Here is a 23553-nt window from a genome sequence, read left to right on the forward strand (position 1 = left end):
CGGCTCAGGCCTGCCCCTTGATGATGGCGTCGGCGATGTTGGCCGGCGCCTCGGCATAGCGGGAGAACTCCATGGAGTAGCTGGCCCGCCCCTGGGACATGGAACGCACCACGGTGGCGTAGCCGAACATCTCGCCCAACGGCACCTCGGCGCGGATCACCCGCCCCGCCGGCACTTCGTCCATGCCCTGGATGAGGCCGCGCCGGCGGTTGAGGTCGCCCATGATGTCGCCCATGTAGTCCTCGGGGGTGACCACCTCGACCTTCATGATCGGCTCCAGCAGCACCGCGCCGCCGTGCTGCGCCAGTTGCTTGGTGGCCATGGAGGCGGCGATCTTGAAGGCCATCTCGTTGGAGTCGACGTCGTGGTAGGAGCCGTCGAACACGGTGGCCTTGAGGCCGAGCAGCGGGTAGCCGGCCAGCACGCCGTTCTTCATCTGCTCCTCGATGCCCTTCTGGATGGCGGGGATGTACTCGCGTGGGATCACGCCGCCTACCACTTCGTTGACGAATTCGAGGGTGTCCTTGCCCTCCTCGCCCGGCTCGAAACGGACCCAGCAATGGCCGAACTGGCCGCGCCCGCCGGACTGACGGACGAACTTGCCTTCGATCTCGCAGCGGTTGCGGATCTTCTCGCGGTAGGCGACCTGGGGCTTGCCGATGTTGGCCTCGACGTTGAACTCACGCTTCATGCGGTCGATGAGGATGTCCAGGTGCAGCTCGCCCATGCCGGAGATGATGGTCTGCCCCGACTCCTCGTCCGAGCGCACGCGGAAGGACGGGTCCTCCTGGGCGAGCTTGCCGAGGGCGATGCCCATCTTCTCCTGGTCGGCCTTGGTCTTGGGCTCGACGGCGACGGAAATTACCGGCTCGGGGAAGTCCATGCGTTCGAGGATGATCGGCTTGTCGAGGTCGCACAGGGTGTCGCCGGTGGTGACGTCCTTCATGCCGATCAGCGCGGCGATGTCGCCGGCACGCACCTCCTTGATCTCTTCGCGGGTGTTGGCGTGCATCTGCACCATGCGGCCGACCCGCTCCTTCTTGCCCTTGACCGAGTTGAGCACCGAGTCGCCGGAGCTGAGCACGCCGGAGTAGACACGGGTGAAGGTGAGCGTGCCGACGAAGGGGTCGGTGGCGATCTTGAAGGCCAGGGCGGAGAACGGCTCGTCGTCGGTGGCGTGGCGCTCGTCGTGGCGGTTCTCGTCGTCCGGGTGGGTGCCCTTGATGGCCGGAATCTCGGTGGGCGCCGGCAGGTAGTCGATCACCGCGTCGAGCACCAGCGGCACGCCCTTGTTCTTGAAGGAGGAGCCCAGCACGGCGGGGACGATCTCGCAGGCGATGGTGCGCTGGCGCAGGCCGGCCTTGATCTCCTCCAGGCTCAGGGCCTCGCCTTCGAGGTACTTGTTCATCAGCGTCTCGTTGGCTTCGGCAGCGGCCTCCACCAGCTTCTCCCGCCAGGACTCGGCCTCGGCGAGCAGGGCCTCGGGGATCGCCTCCTCGCGGAAGCTGGTGCCCTGGTCGGCGTCGTTCCAGTAGATGGCCTTCATCTTCAGCAGGTCGATCTGGCCTTCGAAGTTCTCCTCGGCGCCGATGGGCAACTGGATGGGCACCGGGGTGTGGCCGAGGCGCTGGCGGATCTGCCCGACCACCCAGAGGAAGTTGGCGCCGGCGCGGTCCATCTTGTTGACGTAGGCAATGCGCGGCACGCCGTACTTGTTGGCCTGGCGCCAGACCGTCTCGGACTGCGGCTCGACGCCGTCGGCGCCGCTGAACACCACCACGGCGCCGTCGAGCACGCGCAGGGAGCGTTCCACTTCGATGGTGAAGTCGACGTGGCCGGGGGTGTCGATGATGTTGAAGCGGTGCTTGTCATACTGCTTGGCCGAGCCGGACCAGAAGGCGGTGGTGGCGGCCGAGGTGATGGTGATGCCACGCTCCTGCTCCTGCACCATCCAGTCCATGGTGGCGGCACCGTCGTGCACCTCGCCCATCTTGTGATTGACCCCGGTGTAGAACAGGATCCGCTCGGTGGTGGTGGTCTTGCCGGCATCCACATGGGCCACGATGCCGATGTTGCGGTAACGGTCGATGGATGTGGCGCGGGCCATGGCTCACCTCGTCGGGGGTCGTATTCAGGAAAAGGACGTCTCCACCGGGTCCGGGGAGCGGATAGCAAGCATGGTTCAAGCTGGCCAACGCGCAAGCCCGCCGGCCCTGGCTGGCGCGTTCAACCATCGGCAGGTGCCCAGCGGTAGCCTGCCGACATAGACTGGCGCCCACGCGTGACCGATCCCGCCACAGGCGCCACTTCCGACCGGCGCCCATGACAATGACCATCAGGAGATTCCGCATGTTCCGCGCCATCCTCATCGACAAAGATGACACCGGCTACCGCGCCACACTGGCCGAGCTGGACGAAGCCCGGCTGCCCGCAGGCAACGTCACCGTCCGCGTCGACTACAGCACCCTGAACTACAAGGACGGCCTGGCCATTACCGGCAAGAGCCCAGTGGTGCGCACGTTCCCGATGGTGGCCGGCATCGACCTGGCCGGCACGGTGGAGACCAGCGATCACCCCCACTACAAGCCAGGGGATGCGGTGCTGCTGAACGGCTGGGGCGTGGGCGAAACGCACTGGGGTGGCCTGGCGCAGAAGGCGCGGCTCAACGGTGACTGGCTGATTCCGCTGCCGGCCGGCTTCACCCCGCGCCAGGCCATGGCGGTGGGCACCGCCGGCTACACGGCGATGCTCTGTGTGCTGGCCCTGGAGCGCAATGGCGTTACCCCGGACTCCGGTGAGGTGCTGGTGACCGGAGCCAATGGCGGCGTCGGCAGCTTCGCCATCGCCCTGCTGGCACGCCTGGGCTACCAGGTGGTCGCATCGACCGGCCGTCCGGACCAGGCCGAGTACCTCCAGCGCCTGGGGGCCACCACCCTCATCGAGCGCGCCAGCCTGAGCGAGCCGGGACGTCCCCTGACCAAGGAGCGCTGGGCCGGTGCCGTCGACTCGGTCGGCAGCCACACCCTCGCCAATGTCTGTGCCAGCACCCGCTACGGCGGCACAGTAGCGGCCTGCGGCCTGGCCCAGGGCATGGACTTTCCCGCCAGCGTCGCACCCTTCATCCTGCGCGGCGTGACCCTGGCCGGTATCGACAGCGTGATGCGCCCGCGCGCCGACCGCATCCACGCCTGGGAGCGCCTGGCCCGCGACCTGGACCTGGCACTGCTGGAAGACATCACCCGCGAGATCAGCCTGGAAGAATCCCTGCCGATGGCCCGCGAACTGCTGGACGGCCAGGTGCGTGGTCGCGTGGTGGTGGACGTCAACCGCTGAGGGAACGGCGATAAGCGCAGCCGATAGTCACTATTACCTAAGGTGATTTCCCGCCACGGGAGCCGGTGTCTATCCTGCCACCCATCGACTCGCCGGCAGCCCTGCTGCCACCCGCCCCTGCTGGTAGCGGTCGCGAACCGATCGTGTATTGCTCCTAGCTCCTCCCATGGCCACCCCCTTGGCCATCCATGCAGCCCACCCCCCGGGCTGCTTTTTTTCGTCTGGCGAAAAGCCCGCCCGGTTCCATCTCCACGTTTCAACGGACATGAAAAAGCCCCGCTTGTGCGGGGCTTTGGAATGGGTTAGCTCTCAGTCAACGAACGCCAACGCACTGGGTAAAACTCTTCGAAACCGAAATGACGTCATCCTTCCGGCTGTAGGTCTTAGGGGCGCCAGCAAAGATGCGGTTCTCGCACATTTCTCTGTAGTTGGTGTGCTTCTCCAGGCATTGGCTATTTTCTTCGCACAGGAACCTAGCCAGTTGGTTTGCGCCAAACACCACTTCGGCTTGGCTTACAGGCGTGGCTTCCACCTTCTTGAGCACGTCCTGATAACTCGTCACCGTTACGGGCTCTGATTTGGCGAAATGATGGGTATAGGCGTAGTAACCCGCTCCAATGATGGCGATCAGCAACAGCAGTTTTTTCACGCGATGTCATCCCTGATAGAAAATTGGCGCGGCAGGCTAGAGCACAACCCACCAGCATGTCTACCAACTGCTCCTCAGATCCTCAGGACAACAGCGCAACCGACGCACCATGTCCTGATTTACCAGCACCCGGATAGCCTGCCTGGGCAACCGTAACTCTCAAGCGGCCCATGAAAAAGCCCCGCTTGTGCGGGGCTTTGAGTAACGCCGACTCGCCTTAGGCGGTCAGCGCACGCTGAGCGCGGTCGATCACCTGCTGCAGCTGGCTGGAGTCACGGTAGTGCTCCGGGTAGAGGCGCTGGCTGTGGCAGGCAACACCGTACTCGCTGACGATGGTGAAGCTGAAGCCGCCCTTGCGGGACGGGGCGGTGATCTGGCACTGCAACGGAGCGAATGCGCGGGTCAGGGTGGTGATGGCGTCTTTGGCCTGATGATGAATGGTCATGTTGTTATGTCCTGCATACAAGCGGCATGGCCGCGTAATAAAACTCCGAATCCGCCACCCAAATGGGCGCAACGGATGATCCTTATCGGAGCGAATGAGCCGGCATTTGGTTCCACCCACGACGGGTGAGCCGACGAAGTACTTCGGGTGCCAGGTTGTAGCCGCGGCAAGGTTCTGGGCCGGCGGCTGTCCTGATCAGACTTCTGGATGGCTGGCCAGGAACGCGGGAACGCCATTGGGCGGGAAGTTGCGTTCAGGTGACCATCGAGGAGACCGGTGCCGTGGTGCGCGGGGACGTCGCGGAGTACAGCTGACCGGACTGACTTACAGCTAGGTACTAGGCGGCCGATCATACGGCATGCTCCGAAGCTTGGATAGGCCCAAGGGCCCGGGTTTGTTTCCTGATCTTTCCTTTCAACGCTGGTGAGGGCCCAAGGATCTAGATTCTCACCGTCCGTCGCCATGGGACGGGTCCTAATGGTGGCGGGGTCGGGGCATGGTCGTCCTCAGCCCGTGACACGCTGATGACGACCGGGTGACGGCTCGAATTAAACAGACGGACGGACGCCCCCTCTCAGCAGGAGGCGTCGCGCTGCGCCGCCTGGCGCTGAAGGGTGGCGCTGGGCGGCTCGCCGAAGAGCTTGCGGTACTCGCAGGAGAAACGCCCCAGGTGGGTGAAGCCCCAGGCCATGGCGATGGCCGAGATATTGCGCGGACTGTGATCGTCCAGGAGCGCCTGGCGCACCGCCAGCAGCCGGTGGCGCTTGAGGAAGGCCATGGGCGACACCCCGAAGTGCCGACGGAACCCTTCGAACAGCTTGAAGCGCGACACGCCGGCAGCGCGTTCGATGTCTTCCAGGCAGAGGTTCTCCCTGGCGTGAGTACGCATGTAGTCCCGCGCCCGGATCAGGTAGTGCGGCAACTGCAGGGCCTGTCGGGCCCGCAGTTCATCACTGTAGCTGTTCGGCTGGGCCAGCAGCAGGCCCTTGATGAAGGCGCTCTCCAGGTCCCGGGAAAACAGCCCCTGGCCGTAGAGTGCCGCGCCCCGTGCCAGCTCATCGGTGAGATGGCGGGCCATGCGCCACCAGGCACCCGTCGCCCCGTCGATTGCATCCATCTGTGGCTCGAAGTGCAACGGCTGGACGACGCTGCGCTCCAGCAGCGCCTCCAACACCTCCATCAGTGCCCGTCGCGGGATGGCCACCTGCAGCTTGCGGCAGTTGCCGGCGATGGTCAGCCGCTGGCTCTGGTCGGGCGACAGTACCAGGCCGAGCCCGGGGTCCGAGCGCAGGCGACGACCGGCGAGGTCCAGCTCCTGCTCGCCGCCCAGAGGCAGGCTGAGGCTGTAGCAGTCGAGGATGGCTTCCTCGCCGACGCCAATGGTGACGTCGGTGCCGTACTCCACATGGCCGAGGGTAATGGCGCTGGTGGGCAGGACATTGCCACTGTGGTGGAAGCGGATGCGCTCCGGACGCGCAGCGTCCAATCGATGCGGCCCGCAGATGGCCGCCATCCAGGCGCGGGCCCCCGCCAGGTCGAAACGATCGGCGAGCAGGCCCCGACAACGAGGGGATTCTTTCAGGTTCATCACACGGCACCCAGCAGGGTTTATGGAAGCGCGCTCTGACGGCGCATTACCAGGTTCAAGGCAAGCAACATGCCACGGTCGTCCCACAGCCCGTAATCGAACTTATAGGACAGACCTCTTCAACTTTCCGGATAGACAAATCGGACAAACGCCTCGATCCAGCGCAATAAGCGTTACCCCAATAGCGCCCGTGCGTTACCCCATGCCCCGTCGAGGTACGGATTTTCCGGCGAGTGTTCGCCCACTAAACGGATAGACCCCCACCCCTCAGCCATCTCCTAATGAGCTCCACCGAGTCACCGCCTGGAGCCCCTCATGCCCATCACGACAAGAAGCCTCGACGATTGGAAGGCCTTCATAACCGGCTGCCTGGACTTCCGCCCGCAGGACGGCGTGTTCCGCATCGCCCGGGACATGTTCACCGAGCCAGAGCTGTTCGACCTGGAGATGGAGCTGATCTTCGAGCGCAACTGGATCTACGCCTGCCATGAGAGCGAGATCGCCAACGCCAACGACTTCATCACCCTGCAGGCCGGCCGCCAGCCGCTGATCGTCACCCGCGACGCCAGCGGGCAGTTGCACGCCCTGGTCAACGCCTGCCAGCACCGCGGCGCCACCCTCACCCGTGTCGGCAAGGGCAACCAGTCCACCTTCACCTGCCCCTTCCACGCCTGGTGCTACAAGAACGACGGTCGCCTGCTGAAGGTGAAGGCGCCCGGCGAATACTCCGAATGCTTCGACAAGACCACCCGCGGCCTGCGCAAGGCCCGCATCGAGAGCTACAAGGGCTTCGTCTTCGTCAGCCTCGACACCCAAGGCAGCGACCGCCTGGAGGACTTCCTCGGCGATGCGCGGGTGTTCTTCGACATGATGGTGGCCCAGTCCCCCACCGGTGAGCTGGAGGTGCTGCCCGGCCGCTCCAGCTACACCTTCGATGGCAACTGGAAGCTGCAGAACGAGAACGGCCTCGACGGTTATCACGTGAGCACCGTGCACTACAACTACGTCGCCACCGTGCAGCACCGCCAGCAAGTGGACGCCGCACAAGGGACCGCCAGCGCCACCCTCGACTACAGCAAGCTCGGTGCCGGCGACGCCGAGACCGACGACGGCTGGTTCTCCTTCCACAACGGCCACAGCGTGCTGTTCAGCGACATGCCCAACCCCAGCGTGCGCCCCGGCTACGCCAGCGTGATGCCGCGCCTGGTGGAGGCCTACGGCCAGGCCAAGGCCGAGTGGATGATGCACCGCCTGCGCAACCTGAACATCTACCCCAGCCTGTTCTTCATGGACCAGATCAGCTCCCAGTTGCGCATCGTGCGGCCGCTGGCCTGGAACAAGACCGAGATCATCAGCCAGTGCATCGGCGTCAAGGGCGAGTCGGACGCCGACCGCGAGAGCCGCATCCGCCAGTTCGAGGACTTCTTCAACGTCTCCGGCATGGGCACACCCGACGACCTGGTGGAATTCCGCGAACAACAGCGGGGCTTCCAGGGGCGCCTGGAGCGCTGGAGCGACATCTCCCGGGGCCACCCGCGCTGGGCCACCGGAGCCACCCGCAACAGCGAGATCCTCGGCATCGCCCCGCTGATGACCGGTGTGGAGTGCACCCACGAAGGCCTCTACGTCAACCAGCACCGCCACTGGCAGCGCTTCCTCCTCGACGGGCTGGAGCGCAAGGCCCTGCACCCCAAGGAGGTGACCGAATGAACGCGCCGCTGCAGCACCGGATCGAGCAGTTCCTCTACCGCGCCTGCGAACTGTGCGACGCCCAGGACTGGGACGCCTACCTGGCGTTGTTCGACGAGCAGTGCGAGTTCCACCTGCCGCAATGGGACTCGGAGCACGTCTACACCCGCGACCCCAAGCGCGAAATGTCGCTGATCTACTACGCCAGCCGCGCCGGGCTGGAAGACCGGGTGTTCCGCATCCGCACCGGCAAGGCCGCATCCACCGTGCCCATGCCGCGCACCCTGCACAACATCAGCAACGTGCGCATCGCCGAGCAGGCCGATGACCAACTGGAGGTGCGGGTCAACTGGCACACCCTGTTCCATCGCCTGGGTGAGAGCGGGCAGTTCTTCGGCCACGCCACCTACCGGCTCAAGCCCCATGGCGACAGCTGGCTGATCACCCGCAAGCACATCCTGTTGCTGAACGACCGGATCAACGCCGTGCTCGACTTCTATCACCTCTGAACCGGACTCACGCCATGGATCACAAGGTCGCCCTCAGCTTTGCCGATGGCACAACCCAGTTCCTCACCGTGCAGGGCAACGAGCGCCTGCTGGACGCCGCTCTGCGCCACGGCCTCACCCTGCCCCTCGACTGCCGCGAAGGCGTCTGCGGCACCTGCCGGGGGCTTTGCGAATCGGGCCAGTACAGCCTCGACTACGCTGACGAAGAAGCCCTGTCGCCCGAGGAACTGGCCGAGCGCCATATCCTGGCCTGCCAGACGCGGGTGCAGTCCGATGCCACCTTCCGCTTCGATTTCGACGCCAGCCTGTGCAACGCCGCCCCGCTGACCCGGCGTGAAGCGCGGGTCACCGCCCTGCAACGGGTGTCGTCGGCCGCAGCAATCCTGGAGGTCGAGGCCGAAGGCACACCGCTGGACTACCTGCCCGGCCAGTACGCCCGTCTGCAGGTGCCCGGCACCGAAGCACACCGTGCGTACTCGTTTGCAAACCGTCCCAACCCGCACAACCGCCTGCAGTTCCTCATCCGCCTGCTGCCCCAGGGAGTGATGAGCGACTACCTGCGCGAGCGCTGTCAGATCGGGGATGTCCTTCAACTGGAAAGCCCGCTCGGAGCCTTCTACCTGCGCCAGGTGGAGCGCCCGGTGGTCATGGCGGCGGGCGGGACGGGGCTCTCGGCCTTCCTCGGCATGCTCGATACCCTGGCCGAGCAGGGCTGCCAGCAGCCCATCCACCTGCTGCATGGCGTTCGTCAGGCGGCAGACCTGTGCGAGCACGCGCGGATCGAAAGCTACGCCGAGCGCCTGCCCGGCTTTCGCTTCACACCGGTGGTCAGCGAACCCGGCGAAGCCGACTGGAGCGGCGCGCGGGGCTACGTGCCCGAGCACCTGGACGCCGATGCATTGCGGGAACAGGCCTTCGACCTCTATGTGTGCGGGCCACCGCCCATGGTCGATGCGGTCAAGGCCTGGTTGGAGTCCAACGCGCTGGGCCAGACGCGGCTGTACCTGGAGAAGTTCCTCGACAGCGGCACCTGAGCCGCTAGAGGTAGACCCCGAGGTTCACCATCATCGCCGAGTTGCCCAGCAGCACCAGCTCAGCGCCCACGGGGCCCAGGCGGGCCCCGAGGGACGGGATCAGCACCGGCGCCACACCGAAGCGGTTGAGTGGGATCTTGTCGCGGTACTCACCGCGGTAACCCTGCAGCAGCCCGCCAGTCACCTTCAGGTAGACCGGCGCCACATCACTGTCGAAACGCTTGCCCACGTAAGCGTACTGGCTACGTTGGCGAAACGAGTTGCGGAAGGTCGCCCCACCCGCCACCACACCACCATCGGCCTGGTACTCCAGGCCGATGAGGTTCTGGTGGTTGTTGTGCTCGGGGTCTGGATGGAAGTGGCGGGTGTAGACGCTGGTCTGCAGGTACCAGGCCTCCTCGGCCGCAACCGGCAGGGCCAGCAGCAGCGACAGGCAGAGCGAAGACAGGAGTCCGCGACGGATCATGACGTTCAGGACCTCGGGGCAGGTAAAAGGCCCGACAGCCTGCCTGAACGAAGCTGAACGATCCCTGTCCAGCGGCGTCTTCCTGCGGCGGGCCCGCTCAGGGATGTCCGATCCTGCCGCCTGGATGAAGGCGCCGGTTCCGCACAAGTAACCAGTCGATACCCGCTGCAGAGCGCACGGCGCGGAGTCACGCTGAAAGCAACGACCTCGGCACCCAGCGGGCCGGGGCCAAACGCTTTTGCGACCCCACGCACGAAATGCCATCACTGTGCCTTCACGGTTCTTGACCCCTCTCGACAGGCCCCTTAGGCTCGCCGCCCTTTCGCATACCCACCCACTCAGACAAGGATGCCTGACACGATGCAGCCGCTCGCCCGTCGCCATCACCTCGCACTTGCCATCACCCTTGCCACCCTTGCCCAGGCGGCACAAGCCGACACCGTCGATATCACCAATTCGACGCCAGCCACTCTTTCCGGGACCTACGACGGACTGACGCTGACGGGCAGTGTGAGCGCTGCTGGCAACCACGTAATCGATGTCACCGGACAGGTCAACGGCAATCTGCTCAACAACGCCGACATGAACATCAATGGCAATGGCCAACTGATCACCAACGGCACGCTCTACCTGCAAAACGGGCGTGTGACAGGGAACATGATCAACAATGGCCAACTGAGCAGCCAGGACACATCAGACGTTAACGTATTCCTGGAAGGGACCATTGGCGGCAGCTTCATCAACAACAGCCTGATCGAGAAAGTCGGTAACCGTGTCCCTGACACTCCCAACCTCGCGGTCAACAATGCCGTGATTACTGGCAACCTGATCAACGCAGGTACCCTGCGCGCCACCGGCAACGGCGCGATTGCCCTCGAAATGGAAGACAGCACCATAAGCCTGGTAGACAACCAGGGCACGATCTTCGCCGATGGCACCAACGTAACCGCCTTGTCGCTCGGCACCGGCATGACCCTTGGCCAAAACAACCTGCTCAACCACGGCACCCTCGAAGCACGGGGCACCGGCGCCACCGCCGCACGCATCGTCGATGACCACATGCTGACCAACTACGGCACCGTGCTTTCGGATGACATCGCCGTGGACATCAGCACCGTCCGCGAGAGCACCTACCTCCAGGTGAGTGGCCTCACAAGCGGTGTGGTGGCTGTCAAGGGCCAGGGTGACAGCAACCTGTGGCTGGAAGGCGGAGAGATCCGCGGCAACATCACCGGCATCGGCGTCATCGAGATGCTCAGTGGTGACGTGACCTTGGATAGTGCGCTGATCAACGCACGCTACCTGGAAATGAGCGATGGCCGCCTGACCTTGACGCGTGCCGGCTCTACCCTGACCGGTGATCTTGAATTGCTGGGCGCCGACCTCAACCTGATGCTGAGCAATGTCACTGACCCCAACACCCCGTTTCTCACCGTCCAAGGCCTTGTCGAGGTCGACCGTACGCATGGCAAAGAGAGCCGCATCCTCCTCACCCCCAAACCCAACGACTTCAGCCTGAGCGGCCCGCGCACCTACCAGTTGATCAGCGCCAACACCTGGACCAACACCCCCAGCGCTCCAGAAAGCACCTCCGGCCTGCTGCGCGTCCTCAGCCACAGCTTCGATGGCCAGGTGCTCAGTGCTGAAGTGGAAACCCTCAGCGGCGTTGCCGCCGCCAGCCTGGTGGCCAACCAGGGCGCCTCGCGCCGCGCCCAGCGCGCCCTGGCGAGCTTCTCCGCGCAGATGCCGGCATTAGCTGCAGATGACCCGGTGTTCCTCAGTCTGGCCGCTGCCGATGCAGCCCGCACCGCCGAGATCGCCGAGCAACTGGCTCCCGAATCCAACGGCGCCAATGCCCTCGCCCCCATCGCCGGCCTGCGCCTGCTGGAGAGCGCCACCCAGCAGCGCAACGAGCCGGCCGGCGACCCGGCACGCGGCCCCCGCGCCTGGGTCAGCCTGCTGGACAACCGTGGGCACACCGGCGAGCGCGACGGTGCCCGTGGCTTCGACCAGGACACCCAGGGCATCGCCCTCGGCCTCGAGCAGGCCTTCGGTGACCAAGGCCTGGCCGGCGTCGCCTACAGCCACTACCAGGGCAACAGCGACAGCCACACCGGCAACACGCTGGACACCAAGGGCCACCTGGTCAGCCTCTACGCCCACCAAGGCTGGGGCCCCTACTTCGTGGATGGCAGCCTGTCCATGGGCTGGTTCGAGCACGACAGCCGTCGCTACATCACCGGCACCCGCGCCTCCGGCGACCAGGACGGCCAGCAGTACGGCGCCAGCCTGATCGGCGGCTACCGCCTGGAGCTGGACAGCCTGCTGGTGGAGCCCCGCCTCGGCATGCGCTACACCCGCGTGGAGCTGGACGGCTACAGCGAGCACGGCTCCTCTGCTGCGCTGAAGGTGGAAAGCTCGCGCTATGAAAGCGGCGAAGTCGGCACCGGCCTGCGTGTAGCCGGCCTGTTCCCCCTGGCCGGCGGCCGCCTCGTGCCGGAGGCCTCGCTGATGGCCTGGCACGACGGCATCGGTGACCGCAGCGATACCCAGGCGCGCTTCCTGGTGGGTGGTGAGGCCTTCACCACCCCGGGCGTCCGCCAGGGCCGCGACACCGTCGAAGCCCGCCTCGGCGTGCGCTACGACCTGGGCGACCTGACCCTCGGTGCCGGCTTCAGCCGTACCCAGCGCAGCGACGCCCAGTGGAACAGCGCCGGCCTCACCGCCGCCCTCGCCTTCTGAGCCAACGGCCCGCGCTCAGGCGCGGGCCAGCGCTTCCGCCTGGCGGATCTGCTCCGGCGTGGGCCGCACGCCGGTATAGAGCACGAACTGCTCCACCGCCTGCAGCACGATGACGTCACCACCGCTGATCACTCGCTTGCCCAGGGAACGGGCCAGGCGGATCAGCGGCGTCTCCACCGGGACCGCCACCACATCGAAGACCACTTCGGCCGCCGCCACCTGCTCGACGCTGAACGCCAACTGACCGGCCTCCGGTCCGCCATCCATGCCCAGCGGCGTGACGTTCACCAGCACCTGCGCCACATGGCCCTCCGCCGAAGGCACCCAGTCATAGCCACAGGCCTGCGCCAGGGCCCGCCCGGACACCGCATTGCGGGCCGCCAGGGTGCCTCGGGCGAAGCCGCTGTCGAGCAGGGCAACGGCCACGGCCTTGCCCATCCCGCCACTGCCCCGCAGCAGCAGCGTCGAGGTCGGGTCCACGGCATGGCTGCGCACCAGGCTGGCGACGGCCAGGTAGTCGGTGTTGTAGCCCGTCAGGTGGCCCTCGTCGTTGACGATGGTATTCACCGAGCCGATGACCGCCGCCGACGGGTCCAGGGCATCCAGATAGGGGATGCAGGCCTCCTTGAAGGGCATCGACACCGCGCAACCCCGTATGCCCAGTGCCCGCACGCCGCCGATGGCCGCCGGCAGGTCCGTGGTGGTGAAGGCCTTGTAGACGTAGTCCAGCTCCAGCAGATCGTAGAGCGCGTTGTGGAAGCGCGTGCCGAAGTTGCCGGGGCGGCCGGACAGCGACATGCACAGCCGGGTGTCCTTGCTGAGGATTCGGGCCAAGGGGCCTCCTGTTTCGAGTGAAGTCGGGGCACCGTGCGCAAACCGGGCACCGTCCCTGACGATCCGGGGCGACGCCCAAATGCAAAGGCCGGAAGCCCCGCGGATCGCTCCGGGAAACCTCCGGCCTCATTGCAACGACCTTTTAGTGGTCGTGCTTGCTGCCGCCACGGCAGGTCGGCGAATCCGGGGCAGCACCCTGCTGCGCCCACTCCTCGGGGGTGTAGGTGTGCAGGGCCAGGGCGTGGAACTGCCCCATCAGCTCGCCCAGGGCCGCATAGGCCTTCTGGTGACGGCGCACCGCATTCAACCCGGCGAATACCGGGCTGACGATCACCGCCTTGTAGTGGGTTTCCTGGCCACGGCTGTGCATATGGCTCTCGTCCAGCACATCGAGGTGCTGGGGCTCGAGGGCCGCGAAGGCGGCCAGGATACGGTCACGCATGCTCATGGCGGGCTCCGATCACTTCTTCTGATCCTTGGGTGCCAGCTCGTCGTTCATGTCCGACAGCAGCTTGTTCACTTCCGGCACGGCGGATTCCAGGCGGGACTGGGTCAGCTCGGCGGATTGCGCGGTCAGGGACGGCATCTTCTCCAACACCTTCTTGCCCAGGGGCGACTCGTAGAAAGCAATCAGGTCCTTCAGCTCGGATTCGCTGAAGTTGGTGGTGTAGATCTTCACCAGCTCCGGCTTCAGCTTGTCCCAGCCCACGGCCTTGTCCAGGGCGGCGTTGGCCTTGGCCTGGTAGCGCTCCAAGGTGGCCTTCTTGTCAGTCGGCGCGTTGGCCTTCTGGTAGTTCTGGGCAAACATCTGCTGCACCTGGGCATACACCGGCACGGTCAGCTTGTCGGCGTGGGCAAGCTTGAGGAAACGCTCGGCGTTGGCGGCATGGCTGGCGGCATCGGCGAACACCTGGCCGCTGGCACAGGCCAGCACGATGGCGGAGCAAACGAGACGGAGCTTGGTCATTGGGGTTCCTTGGTATGAGCGGTACGGGCCGAGCCCGTGGGCGGGCCATTCTGCGCTCAAGCCCGCTGGGGGCTCAAGCCATGGATGCGGCCGTGCATCACGGCCAAACGCGGGTTGGGGTGCCGTCCGTCCAGGGTCCGGCGCGGGCACTTGCCGGCTGCCAGTGCGCTGGGCATCCTTGCGCCCCACCGATGACAACACCGTGAACGGCACCCCAGCTTGGGCCGCCGTGTGCGCGTAATGTTCCCCGCCCCACGGAAGACAGACACCCACAGGGACCCTGAATGACCAGCCCCACCCCGGCCCCCGCCGAACGACAGCCCCTGTGCGACGCCCGTGGCCGCCTGGAGCCATCGGCCATCGGCTGGTCCGAGCGGCCACGACTGGACTGCGCCATCCCCGGGCACTTCGGCCGGCGCAAGCGCTGGAACCACTGGTGCATCACCACCCCCGGCTGGATGCTCTCCATCACCCTCGCCGACCTCGATTACATCGGCTACTGCGCCGCCTACTTCCTCGACCTGGAAACCGGCCACGCCGTGACCCATTCCCAACTGCGCGCCCTCGCCCACGGCTGCCACCTGCCCGATGTACCGGTGGCCAGCCACGGCTTCAGCCACCCGCGCCTTCACCTGGAGGTGGACGAACTCCCCGGCCGCGCCCGCATCAGCGTCGCCGTGCCGGACATCGGCGGCCAGCCGCTGCAGGCAACCCTCGACGTGCAGCGCCCGGCGCACCTGGACTCGGTCAACCTGGTCGCCCCCTTCGCCAACGGCGGCTTCCACGCCAGCACCCGCCAGCTCGGTCTGCCGGTCACCGGCAGCGTGCGCCTGGGTCGCCAGCAGTATCCCTGCCTACCGGGGCAGAGCTTCGCCGCCCTCGATTTCGGCCGGGGCGTCTGGCCGCTGAACAGCCACTGGACCCGCGCCGCCTTCGCCACCGTCGGCGGCATCGCCGGCAACTTCGGCGCAGGCTGGACGGACGCCAGCGGCGAGACGGAAAACGCCCTCTGGTTCGGTGGCGAGCTGTCGCGCCTGAACGGCCCGGTGCACCTCCGGCAAGGCCCGGAAAACGGGCTGTCCCCCTGGCAGCTCGGCAGCGACTGCGAGCGCGTGCGCCTCACCTTCACCCCGCGCCAGTTGCACCATGCCAACCCGCGCCTGGGCCCGCTCTACGCCGACACACGCCAGTGGTTCGGACGCTTCGACGGGGTCCTGCTCGGCCCCACGGGCGAGCGTGTGCCCGTGGGCAACGCCCTCGGCTGGGTAGGCCACACCCGCGCGCGCTGGTAATCCACCCCCAGGCGTTGAACCCAAAGGCTCCGGCGCAGCCTAAACTGCGGAAAAAACCGAACCTGGAGCCACGCAATGAGCCGAACCGAAACCGACAGCCTGGGCCCCGTCAGCGTCGCCGAAGACGCCTACTGGGGCGCCCAGACCCAGCGCTCGCTGGAAAACTTCGCCATCGGCGAGGAGCGCATGCCCCTCCCCGTGGTGCATGCCCTGACCCTGGTGAAAAAGGCCGCCGCCCGGGTGAATGGCCGCAACGGCGGCATCAGCCCGGACATCGCCCGCCTGATCGAACAGGCCGCCGACGAAATCCTTGCCCACCAGCACGACGACCAGTTCCCCCTGGTGGTCTGGCAGACCGGCAGCGGCACCCAGAGCAACATGAACGTCAACGAAGTGATCGCCGGCCGCGCCAACGAACTGGCCGGCGGCCCACGGGGCGGCAAGAGCCCGGTGCACCCCAACGACCACGTCAACCACGCCCAGAGCTCCAACGACAGCTTCCCCACCGCCATGCACATCGCCGTGGCCCAGGCCATCCACCGCGACCTGCTGCCGGCGCTGGCCGAGCTGACCGGTGGCCTGGCCGAGCAGGCGGCGCGCCATGCCCGCCTGGTGAAGACCGGGCGCACCCACCTGATGGACGCCACGCCCATCACCTTCGGCCAGGAACTGTCCGCTTTCGTCGCCCAACTGGACTACGCCGAGCGCGCCATCCGCGCTGCGCTGCCGGCGGTCTACCAACTGGCCCAGGGCGGCACTGCCGTCGGCACCGGGCTCAACGCCCCCCACGGCTTCGCCGAAGCCATGGCGGCGGAACTGGCGGCGCTGGCCGGGCTGCCCTTCGTCTCCGCGCCCAACAAGTTCGCCGCCCTCGCCGGGCATGAGCCGCTGGTGGCCCTCTCCGGCGCGCTCAAGACCCTCGCCGTGGCGCTGATGAAGATCGCCAACGACCTGCGCCTGCTGGGCTCCGGCCCCCGGGGTGGCCTGGCGGAAGTCAAGCTGCCGGCCAACGAGCCGGGCAGCTCGATCATGCCCGGCAAGGTCAACCCGACCCAGTGCGAAGCGCTCTCCATGCTCGCCTGCCAGGTGGTCGGCAACGACACCACCATCAGCCTCGCCGCCAGCCACGGGCACCTGCAGCTCAACGTGTTCAAGCCGGTGATCGCCCACAACATCCTGCAGTCCATCCGCCTGCTGGCCGATGGCTCACGCAACTTCCAGCGCCACTGCGTGGCCGGCATGGAGCCCGACGCCGCGCGCATGGCCGAGCACCTGGAGCGCGGTCTGATGCTGGTCACCGCCCTCAACCCGCACATCGGCTACGACAAGGCCGCGCAGATCGCCAAGAAGGCCTACGCCGAAGGCACCACCCTGCGCGAAGCGGCCTTGGCCCTCGGGCTGGTGAGCGAGGCCGACTTCGACGCCTGGGTGCGCCCGGAAACCATGCTGGAGGCCGGCCAACATGGTTGACTCCGCCAAGCACGGCGCCACCCCGCTGGAAGGGGACGGCAAGCGCATCCTGATGATCCTCGGCTCGCCCAAGGACAACAGCCTGTGCGGCGCCCTGGGCGACGCCTATGCCCAGGGCGCCCGTGGCGAAGGCCACGTGGTGCGGGTGCTGAAACTCAGCGAGATGGCCTTCGACCCGGTACTGCACCAGGGCTACGACCAGAGCCAGCCCCTGGAGCCGGACCTGCTCGAAGCGCAGCGGCAGATCCACTGGGCCCAGCACCTGGTGTTCGTCTACCCGGTCTGGTGGGGCGGCGTGCCGGCCCTGCTCAAGGGCTTTCTCGACCGTGTGCTGTTGCCGGGCTTCGCCTTCCGCTACCGGGGCCCGCGCAACTGGGACAAGCTGCTGGAAGGCCGCACCGCTGACCTGCTGGTGACCCTCGACACGCCGCCCTGGTACTTCCGCTGGGTCTACGGCGCCCCCGGGCACCGCCAGATGAAGCGCACCATTCTCGGCTTCTGCGGCATCCGCACCCGCCACCTTGCGGAGTTCGCCCCGGTGCACACCTCCACCGAGGAGCAGCGCCAGGCCTGGCTGCGACGCGCCGAAACCCTGGGCTCCCGCCCCTAGCCGGGCTCCAGCAGTGCCTCGTCCACCGCGTACTTCACCCGTACGCGGTTGAGATAGAGGCACTCGCTGGCCACCAGCCGCCCTTCCTGGCCCTTCTCGCGCACATCCCGCCAGATCTCGTTGAGTCGCAACACCTCGCCCCCCTCACGGATGAAGCGGTGCCCGCGCTGGTAGACGTGGTAGCGGAACGGCCGGGGCGCCGCACACAGCAGCAGCCCCTCCAACTGGTGCTCGGCCACCTTCAGCGACAACTGGAAGGCCTGGTCGGTGGGGTTGTGCAGCACCAGGTCGATGTAGTTGTAGAAGATCGCCGCCCCGGAGCCGAACGGCAGCACCCGCCCCTCATCCGGGAAGGGATCGAAACTGTGGTTGGCCCGCTCCACCACACGCAGCGGCGAATGCAGCGCCATCCAGTGGATCAGGTTGCTCAACTGGCACACCCCGCCGCCAATGCCGGAACGCGCCTCGCCGAACGACAGCTCCATGCCCTCGACGAACCCACGCCGCGCCGTGGGCCGGCCGAGCAACTGGCAGAAGGAAAAATACTCCCCCGGGCCGATCACCACGCCGTCCATGCAGGCCACCGCAAGGCGCAGGTTGATCACCTTGTTGTGCTGCAGCGCCAGGTCGCTGTCGCCCAGCCGGCGGATCAGCTTGGAGGTGTGGCGCATGTAGCGGTACGGCAGGCGCACGTCCACCACCCGCCCCAAGCGCCGGGACGACAGGCGCCAGTAGAGCGCACGCACCAGACGCCGCTGCCAGACGCGAAGTGCATAAAGCCAGGGGTGATAGAGGGAAAGCGGTTTGCGCATGGGAAGGGTCCGGGGCCGGGGCGCGCATTATGCCGCGCCGCCTGCCCGGTTTCAGGCACCGGGCCACACCCAGGGCCCATCACCCCAGGTGCAGCGCCCGGTAATGGCTGGGCGCCATACCCACCACCTTGCGGAACAGGCGGGAGAAGTAATAGGCGTCCTCGTAGCCCAGTTGCTCGGCGATCTGCCGCACCCCCAGGCTGCCCTCGTCCAGCAGGCGGCAGGCGTGGGCCATCTTCAGCTGGATGAAATCCTGGATCGGCGCGTGGCCGGTCAGGGTGCGGTAGGTCTTGGCGAAGTGGAAGCGCGAGAGCTTGAACTGCGCCGCCAACTGGTCGAGGTTCAACTGCTCGTGCAGGTGCGCGCGCATCACCGCCTGCACTGCGTCCACGTCCAGCACCCGCCCGGACTTGAGAAAGCCCCGCGCCGGCAGCACCGCCAGCGACGTCAGCAGCGCCTGCAACTGGTGGGCCGCATGCACATGGTGCCGGGGGTTCAGGCCCTGCTTGCGCAGCCCCAACAACCCGTCGAAGTCTGCCAGCAGGCGCGGCTGGGCACCGATGCGACGCAGGCCCGGCTCGCCGAGAAAGCGCAGAAAATCCGCCGCCAGCTCCCCCTCGAAGTGCACCCAGTAGATGCTCCACGGGCGCTGCGGGTCGGCGCCATAGGCGTGCATGCGGCCCTTGGGCAGCACCAGCAGGTCACCGCCTGCCACGTCGAATCGTCCATCCCCGGTCTCCAGCCAGCCTTGCCCGGCACGGCAGTAGATCAACAGGTGGTCGTCCGGGGCCAGGCGCAACATGCGGTGCCCGGCGGCGTCCGGGTAATAACCCAGCGCCAGTGGGTAGCAGCCGGCTGCCAAGGGATGGCGGGCCAGCAGACGACGCAACCGGGGCGGCGTGATCAGGCGGATGCCATCGGCCGGCAGCGGCCAGTTGGAGGTTTCCACGGAGCGGCTCATGGTTGTTCTTCTGGTGGCCAGCAATGCCAAGATCGTCCATCCCGGCACCAAGATCGTCAATCCACAAACGCTCGAAGCCCCGCTATAAACGACGCACAGAACAACAAAGGGCCCGAGGACGGGCGGAGGCACGCATGAGCAGGACGATTCCCCAGCTGATCGATGGCCAATGGCGCGAAAGCCGCGCCCGCGAACTGATCGAAGTCACCGATCCCGCCACCCAGGCCGTGCTGGCACTGGCGCCCCGCGCCACCGCCGAGGAGATCGAAGCCGCCGTGGCCAGCGCCCGCGACGCCTTCCTCACCTGGCGCGAAGTCCCCGTCCCGGAACGCGCCCGCCTGATGCTGCGTTACCAGCACCTGCTCAAGGAGCACCACGACGAGCTGGCCGAGCTGCTGGCCAGCGAGACCGGCAAGACCTTCGCCGACGCCAAGGGCGACGTCTGGCGCGGCATCGAAGTGGCCGAGCACGCCGCCAACGTGGCCAGCCTGATGATGGGCGAGACGGTGGAGAACGTAGCCCGCGAGATCGACACCGCAAGCTGGGTCCAGCCCCTGGGCGTGTGCGTCGGCATCACCCCCTTCAACTTCCCGGCGATGATCCCGCTGTGGATGTTTCCCCTGGCCATCGCCTGCGGCAACACCTTCATCCTCAAGCCCTCCGAGCAGGACCCGCTGACCCCCAACCGCCTCGCCGAGCTGTTCCTCGAAGCCGGCGCGCCCAAGGGCGTGCTGCAGGTGCTGCACGGCGGCCGCGAACAGGTGGATGCCCTGCTCACCCACCCCGAGGTGCGCGCCATCTCCTTCGTCGGCTCGGTGCCGGTCGGCCAGCACGTATACCGCACCGGCACCGCGCACATGAAGCGCGTGCAGGCCTTCGCCGGGGCCAAGAACCACATGGTGATCCTCCCCGACGCCAACAAGGAACAGACCCTGAGCAACCTCATCGGCGCCAGTTGCGGCGCCGCCGGCCAGCGCTGCATGGCCATCAGCGTCGCCGTCTTCGTCGGCCAGGCGCGGGAGTGGATCGGCGAACTGGCCGAACAGATGGCCCAACTGCGTCCCGGCCACTGGAGCGACCCCCAGGCCGCCTACGGCCCGCTGATCAGCCAGCAGGCCCGCCAGCGCGTGCTGCGGCTGATCGCCGAGGGCAAGGCCGAAGGCGCCGAATGCCTGCTCGATGGCTCCCACTGCGAAGTGCCCGGCTACCCCGTCGGCAACTGGCTCGGCCCCACCCTGTTCCGCGGCGTCACCCCACGCATGGGCCTGTACCGCGAGGAAATCTTCGGCCCGGTGCTGGCCTGCGTAGAGGTGGACACCCTCGACGAGGCCATCGCCCTGGTCAACGCCAGCCCCTACGGCAACGGCACCAGCCTGTTCACCCGCTCCGGCGGCGCCGCGCGGCACTTCCAGCACGCCGTGGAGGTGGGCCAGGTGGGCATCAACGTCCCCATTCCGGTGCCGCTGCCGTTCTTCTCCTTCACCGGCTGGAAGGGCTCCTTCTATGGCGACCTGCACGCCTACGGCAAGCAGGCGGTGCGCTTCTACACCGAGACCAAGACCGTCACCACCCGCTGGTTCGACGACAGCCCGGTGAGCGGCCCGAACATGACCATCCAGCTCAAGTGACCCGGACGGGGCTCTGTTAGACGAAAAGGGAATCTCAACCCGCCCGGGACCGGCGTAAAAGGTTTCTCCACAACAACAAGGAGGAACCCCCATGCGCCGTTTGACTGCCACCCTGGCCCTCTGGGCCGGGATCACCGCCTGTGCGCAGGCTGCCGAGCCCATCACCCTCGGCCTCAACTACCCGCGCACCGGCTCGTACAAGGAAGAGGGACTGGCCCAGATGCGAGGCGCGTTGCTGGCCATCGACGAGATCAACGCAGCGGGCGGCGTGCTCGGTCGCACCCTGCGGCTGTCCGCCAAGGACACCGCCTCACGCCCGGAAAAGGCCGTGAAGAACGTCGACAAGCTGGCCGACGAAGGCGCCGTCATGCTCTTCGGCGGCGCCTCCAGCGCGGTGGCCATCGCCTCCGGCGAACGGGCCCGCGAGCGTGGCCTGCTGTATTTCGGCACCCTCACCTACTCCAACGACACCACCGGCAAGAACGGCCACCGCTACCTGTTCCGCGAGTGCAACAACGCCTGGATGAGCGCCGGCGTGTTGGGCCAGTACCTGAGCAAGACCCTGCCCGGCAAACGCTACTTCTACGTCACCGCCGACTACACCTGGGGCCAGACCACCGAAGCCTCGCTGCGCCAGGCCACCGGCAGCCAGGACAGCGCCGGCCACCCCGGCGTGCGCGTGCCCTTCCCCGGCGCCCGCCTCAGTGACTACCGCGACGCCCTCGCCCAGGCCGCCGCCAGCGACGCCCAGGTACTGGCCCTGGTGCTGTTCGGCGATGACCTGGTGCGCGCCATGCGCATCGCCCGCGACCTGGGCCTGACCGAGCGCATGCAGATCGTCGCGCCCAACCTCACCCAAAGCATCGTCGAGCAGGCCGGCCCCGACCTCATGCAGGGCGTGATCGGCACCGAACCCTGGACCTGGCGCGTCCCCGCCCTGGAGAAGTCCGAACGCGGCCAGGCCTTCGTCGAAGCGTTCAAGACCCGCTACGGCCTGTACCCCTCCAGCTCCGCCGCCTCGGCCTACAGCATCGTCCAGCAATGGGCCGATGCCGCGCGCCGCAGCAACAGCCTCGACAGCGCAGCCCTGATCAAGGCCCTCGAAGGGCACCGCTACAGCCTGCTCAAGGGCGAGCAGCAGTGGCGCGCCTTCGACCACCAGAACCTGCAGACGGTGTACGCCGTCCGGGTCAAGCACCGCGACGAGGTGTTCAAGGACCCGCTCAAGCAGGACTATTTCGAGATCGTCAACCGCCTCGACGCCAGCACCGCGCTTCCCAGCGAAGCCGACTGGCAGGCCGAACGGCGGGCCGCCGGCAAACCCCTGACCCTGCAGTGAGACGCCATGGATTTCGACCTCAGCGATGAACAACGCCTGCTGACCGACAGCGCCCGCGCCTTCGCCGCGCGGGAGCTGGCCCCCCACGCCGCCGACTGGGACCGCGAGCACCACTTCCCGGTAGAGGTCATCCGCCGGGCCGCCGAACAGGGCTACCTGGGGCTGTACATCGCCGAGGACGACGGCGGCCTCGGGCTCACGCGGCTCTCCGCCGCGCTGATCTTCGAGCAGTTGGCCGCCGGCTGCGTGACCACCACCGCCTACCTCACCATCCACAACATGGCCACCTGGATGCTCGCCTCCTTCGGCGACGCCGCACTCAAGGCCCAGTGGCTGCCGGGCCTGCTGGACGGCCGGCTGCTGGCCTCCTACTGCCTCACCGAGCCCGACGCCGGCTCCGACGCCGCCCACCTGCGCACCCGCGCCCGGCGCGACGGCGAGCACTACGTGCTGGACGGCAGCAAGTGCTTCATCTCCGGCGCCGGCAGCACCCAGGTGCTGATCGTCATGGCGCGCACCGGCGAAGACGGCGCCAAGGGCATCTCCTGCTTCCTGGTGCCGGCCGACGCCGAAGGCATCCGCTACGGCCGCAACGAAGACAAGATGGGCTGGCGCGCCCAGCCCACCCGCACCATCACCTTCGACGGCGTGCGCATCCCCGCCAGCCACCGCATCGGCCCCGAGGGCGAAGGGTTCGTCTACGCCATGAAGGGCCTGGACGGCGGGCGCCTGAACATCGCCAGCTGCTCCCTCGGCGCCGCCCAGGCCGCGCTGGAGCAGAGCCTGCGCTACGTCGAGGAGCGCCGGCAGTTCGGCAAGCCCCTGGCCAGCTTCCAGGCCCTGCAGTTCAAGCTCGCCGACATGCTCACCGACCTCACCGCCAGCCGGCAGATGGTGCGCCTGGCCGCCCACCGCGTGGACCAGCGTCACCCCGAGGCCAGCCTCTACTGCGCCATGGCCAAGCGCTTCGCCACCGACCAGTGCTTCGAAGTGTGCAACCAGGCCCTGCAACTTCATGGCGGCTACGGCTATCTGAACGACTACCCTCTGGAGCGCTGGGTGCGCGACACCCGCGTGCACCAGATCCTCGAAGGCACCAACGAGATCATGCGCGTCATCACGGCGCGCCGTTTACTGGAACAGGGCGGCACACTCGACCGCCTGCCATGACGAATGCGTTAAGGA

21 protein-coding genes are annotated in these 23553 nt (G+C 67.1%); 11 read left to right on the plus strand and 10 right to left on the minus strand.

The genetic code is table 11. The annotated features are described in order from the left end of the window. Positions 1-4: 4 nt before the first annotated feature. Positions 5-2107 (minus strand): elongation factor G, encoded by a 2103-nt coding sequence (gene fusA, locus A9G05_RS23560; RefSeq protein ID WP_069563265.1) that lies wholly within the window; start codon positions 2105-2107, stop codon positions 5-7. A 242-nt stretch (positions 2108-2349) separates the two neighbouring features. On the opposite strand from fusA, the gene A9G05_RS23565 reads away from it, so the two are divergent. After that, positions 2350-3333 (plus strand): MDR family oxidoreductase, encoded by a 984-nt coding sequence (locus A9G05_RS23565; RefSeq protein ID WP_069563266.1) that lies wholly within the window; start codon positions 2350-2352, stop codon positions 3331-3333. A gap of 313 nt (positions 3334-3646) precedes the next feature. Here A9G05_RS23565 and A9G05_RS23570 read toward each other — a convergent pair whose 3' ends face one another. From A9G05_RS23570 to A9G05_RS23580, 3 genes are all read right to left on the minus strand, one after another. Then, entirely contained in the window at positions 3647-3982 is a 336-nt protein-coding gene (locus tag A9G05_RS23570; RefSeq protein WP_069563267.1) for a hypothetical protein, read from the minus strand. Between the two features lie 217 nt (positions 3983-4199). Next, positions 4200-4427 carry a hypothetical protein gene (locus tag A9G05_RS23575; protein WP_044404113.1) on the minus strand — a complete coding sequence of 76 codons (228 nt, stop codon included), beginning with the start codon at positions 4425-4427 and terminating at the stop codon, positions 4200-4202. A gap of 574 nt (positions 4428-5001) precedes the next feature. Beyond that, positions 5002-6015, minus strand: coding sequence for an AraC family transcriptional regulator (locus tag A9G05_RS23580; protein ID WP_069563268.1), 1014 nt, complete (start codon positions 6013-6015; stop codon positions 5002-5004). 315 nt (positions 6016-6330) lie between these two features. Between A9G05_RS23580 and antA the strand changes: the two genes are divergently transcribed. The 3 genes from antA to antC are packed head-to-tail and all read left to right on the plus strand — an operon-like array spanning position 6331 to position 9247. Then, positions 6331-7725, plus strand: coding sequence for an anthranilate 1,2-dioxygenase large subunit (gene antA, locus A9G05_RS23585; protein WP_069563269.1), 1395 nt, complete (start codon positions 6331-6333; stop codon positions 7723-7725). After that, positions 7722-8213 carry an anthranilate 1,2-dioxygenase small subunit gene (gene antB, locus A9G05_RS23590; protein ID WP_069563270.1) on the plus strand — a complete coding sequence of 164 codons (492 nt, stop codon included), beginning with the start codon at positions 7722-7724 and terminating at the stop codon, positions 8211-8213. Before antA ends, antB begins: the two co-directional genes overlap by 4 nt. A gap of 14 nt (positions 8214-8227) precedes the next feature. Then, complete coding sequence (antC, locus tag A9G05_RS23595; protein ID WP_069563271.1) at positions 8228-9247, plus strand: anthranilate 1,2-dioxygenase electron transfer component AntC; 1020 nt, start codon at positions 8228-8230, stop codon at positions 9245-9247. Positions 9248-9251: 4 nt separating this feature from the next. Here the strand turns inward: antC and A9G05_RS23600 are convergent, their stop codons facing one another. Continuing rightward, entirely contained in the window at positions 9252-9695 is a 444-nt protein-coding gene (locus tag A9G05_RS23600; protein ID WP_069563288.1) for a sn-glycerol-3-phosphate transporter, read from the minus strand. A 378-nt stretch (positions 9696-10073) separates the two neighbouring features. Between A9G05_RS23600 and A9G05_RS23605 the strand changes: the two genes are divergently transcribed. Further along, positions 10074-12455, plus strand: a complete 2382-nt coding sequence (locus tag A9G05_RS23605; RefSeq protein ID WP_069563272.1) for an autotransporter outer membrane beta-barrel domain-containing protein — start codon at positions 10074-10076, stop codon at positions 12453-12455. A gap of 15 nt (positions 12456-12470) precedes the next feature. On the opposite strand, the gene A9G05_RS23610 is transcribed toward A9G05_RS23605, so the two are convergent. The 3 genes from A9G05_RS23610 to A9G05_RS23620 form a co-directional block, all read right to left on the minus strand. Further along, positions 12471-13289, minus strand: coding sequence for a shikimate 5-dehydrogenase (locus A9G05_RS23610; protein WP_083272651.1), 819 nt, complete (start codon positions 13287-13289; stop codon positions 12471-12473). 142 nt (positions 13290-13431) lie between these two features. Further along, positions 13432-13737 (minus strand): BolA family transcriptional regulator, encoded by a 306-nt coding sequence (locus A9G05_RS23615; protein WP_044406615.1) that lies wholly within the window; start codon positions 13735-13737, stop codon positions 13432-13434. Between the two features lie 12 nt (positions 13738-13749). After that, positions 13750-14256, minus strand: coding sequence for a DUF2059 domain-containing protein (locus A9G05_RS23620; protein WP_069563273.1), 507 nt, complete (start codon positions 14254-14256; stop codon positions 13750-13752). Between the two features lie 284 nt (positions 14257-14540). On the opposite strand from A9G05_RS23620, the gene A9G05_RS23625 reads away from it, so the two are divergent. The 3 genes from A9G05_RS23625 to A9G05_RS23635 all read left to right on the plus strand — a co-directional run bounded on the left by A9G05_RS23625 (position 14541) and on the right by A9G05_RS23635 (position 17628). Then, entirely contained in the window at positions 14541-15548 is a 1008-nt protein-coding gene (locus A9G05_RS23625) for a DUF2804 domain-containing protein (RefSeq protein ID WP_069563274.1), read from the plus strand. A gap of 75 nt (positions 15549-15623) precedes the next feature. Continuing rightward, positions 15624-17018 (plus strand): class II fumarate hydratase, encoded by a 1395-nt coding sequence (locus tag A9G05_RS23630; protein WP_069563275.1) that lies wholly within the window; start codon positions 15624-15626, stop codon positions 17016-17018. Next, positions 17011-17628, plus strand: a complete 618-nt coding sequence (locus A9G05_RS23635) for an NAD(P)H-dependent oxidoreductase (RefSeq protein WP_069563276.1) — start codon at positions 17011-17013, stop codon at positions 17626-17628. The genes A9G05_RS23630 and A9G05_RS23635 overlap by 8 nt, the downstream gene beginning before the upstream one ends. Here the strand turns inward: A9G05_RS23635 and A9G05_RS23640 are convergent. Together A9G05_RS23640 and A9G05_RS23645 are read right to left on the minus strand one after the other, a co-directional pair. Next, entirely contained in the window at positions 17625-18440 is an 816-nt protein-coding gene (locus A9G05_RS23640) for a VanW family protein (RefSeq protein ID WP_069563277.1), read from the minus strand. The two genes, A9G05_RS23635 and A9G05_RS23640, sit on opposite strands and share 4 nt — an antisense overlap. A 79-nt stretch (positions 18441-18519) precedes the next feature. Further along, positions 18520-19401 (minus strand): AraC family transcriptional regulator, encoded by an 882-nt coding sequence (locus tag A9G05_RS23645; RefSeq protein ID WP_069563278.1) that lies wholly within the window; start codon positions 19399-19401, stop codon positions 18520-18522. Positions 19402-19535: 134 nt separating this feature from the next. Here A9G05_RS23645 and A9G05_RS23650 point away from each other — a divergent pair, with 134 nt between their 5' ends. The 3 genes from A9G05_RS23650 (at position 19536) to A9G05_RS23660 (ending at position 23538) form a co-directional block, all read left to right on the plus strand. After that, on the plus strand, positions 19536-21029 hold the full coding sequence (locus A9G05_RS23650; protein WP_069563279.1) for a CoA-acylating methylmalonate-semialdehyde dehydrogenase: 1494 nt from the start codon (positions 19536-19538) through the stop codon (positions 21027-21029). Positions 21030-21120: 91 nt separating this feature from the next. Beyond that, on the plus strand, positions 21121-22368 hold the full coding sequence (locus A9G05_RS23655) for an ABC transporter substrate-binding protein (RefSeq protein ID WP_069563280.1): 1248 nt from the start codon (positions 21121-21123) through the stop codon (positions 22366-22368). 6 nt (positions 22369-22374) lie between these two features. After that, complete coding sequence (locus A9G05_RS23660; RefSeq protein WP_069563281.1) at positions 22375-23538, plus strand: isobutyryl-CoA dehydrogenase; 1164 nt, start codon at positions 22375-22377, stop codon at positions 23536-23538. Positions 23539-23553: the final 15 nt, after the last annotated feature.

The sequence above is a fragment of the Pseudomonas sp. ENNP23 genome (assembly GCF_001728945.1).
Taxonomy (GTDB): Bacteria; Pseudomonadota; Gammaproteobacteria; order Pseudomonadales; family Pseudomonadaceae; genus Metapseudomonas; species Metapseudomonas otitidis.

Bases quoted from the DNA above. Each gene is read 5' to 3' on its own strand.
- fusA (WP_069563265.1), bottom strand. From the start codon at position 2,107: ATGGCCCGCGCCACATCCATCGACCGTTACCGCAACATCGGCATCGTG.
- A9G05_RS23565 (WP_069563266.1), top strand. From the start codon at position 2,350: ATGTTCCGCGCCATCCTCATCGACAAAGATGACACCGGCTACCGCGCC.
- A9G05_RS23575 (WP_044404113.1), bottom strand. From the start codon at position 4,427: ATGACCATTCATCATCAGGCCAAAGACGCCATCACCACCCTGACCCGC.
- A9G05_RS23580 (WP_069563268.1), bottom strand. From the start codon at position 6,015: ATGAACCTGAAAGAATCCCCTCGTTGTCGGGGCCTGCTCGCCGATCGT.
- antA (WP_069563269.1), top strand. From the start codon at position 6,331: ATGCCCATCACGACAAGAAGCCTCGACGATTGGAAGGCCTTCATAACC.
- antB (WP_069563270.1), top strand. From the start codon at position 7,722: ATGAACGCGCCGCTGCAGCACCGGATCGAGCAGTTCCTCTACCGCGCC.
- antC (WP_069563271.1), top strand. From the start codon at position 8,228: ATGGATCACAAGGTCGCCCTCAGCTTTGCCGATGGCACAACCCAGTTC.
- A9G05_RS23605 (WP_069563272.1), top strand. From the start codon at position 10,074: ATGCAGCCGCTCGCCCGTCGCCATCACCTCGCACTTGCCATCACCCTT.
- A9G05_RS23615 (WP_044406615.1), bottom strand. From the start codon at position 13,737: ATGAGCATGCGTGACCGTATCCTGGCCGCCTTCGCGGCCCTCGAGCCC.
- A9G05_RS23620 (WP_069563273.1), bottom strand. From the start codon at position 14,256: ATGACCAAGCTCCGTCTCGTTTGCTCCGCCATCGTGCTGGCCTGTGCC.
- A9G05_RS23625 (WP_069563274.1), top strand. From the start codon at position 14,541: ATGACCAGCCCCACCCCGGCCCCCGCCGAACGACAGCCCCTGTGCGAC.
- A9G05_RS23630 (WP_069563275.1), top strand. From the start codon at position 15,624: ATGAGCCGAACCGAAACCGACAGCCTGGGCCCCGTCAGCGTCGCCGAA.
- A9G05_RS23635 (WP_069563276.1), top strand. From the start codon at position 17,011: ATGGTTGACTCCGCCAAGCACGGCGCCACCCCGCTGGAAGGGGACGGC.
- A9G05_RS23640 (WP_069563277.1), bottom strand. From the start codon at position 18,440: ATGCGCAAACCGCTTTCCCTCTATCACCCCTGGCTTTATGCACTTCGC.
- A9G05_RS23645 (WP_069563278.1), bottom strand. From the start codon at position 19,401: ATGAGCCGCTCCGTGGAAACCTCCAACTGGCCGCTGCCGGCCGATGGC.
- A9G05_RS23650 (WP_069563279.1), top strand. From the start codon at position 19,536: ATGAGCAGGACGATTCCCCAGCTGATCGATGGCCAATGGCGCGAAAGC.
- A9G05_RS23655 (WP_069563280.1), top strand. From the start codon at position 21,121: ATGCGCCGTTTGACTGCCACCCTGGCCCTCTGGGCCGGGATCACCGCC.
- A9G05_RS23660 (WP_069563281.1), top strand. From the start codon at position 22,375: ATGGATTTCGACCTCAGCGATGAACAACGCCTGCTGACCGACAGCGCC.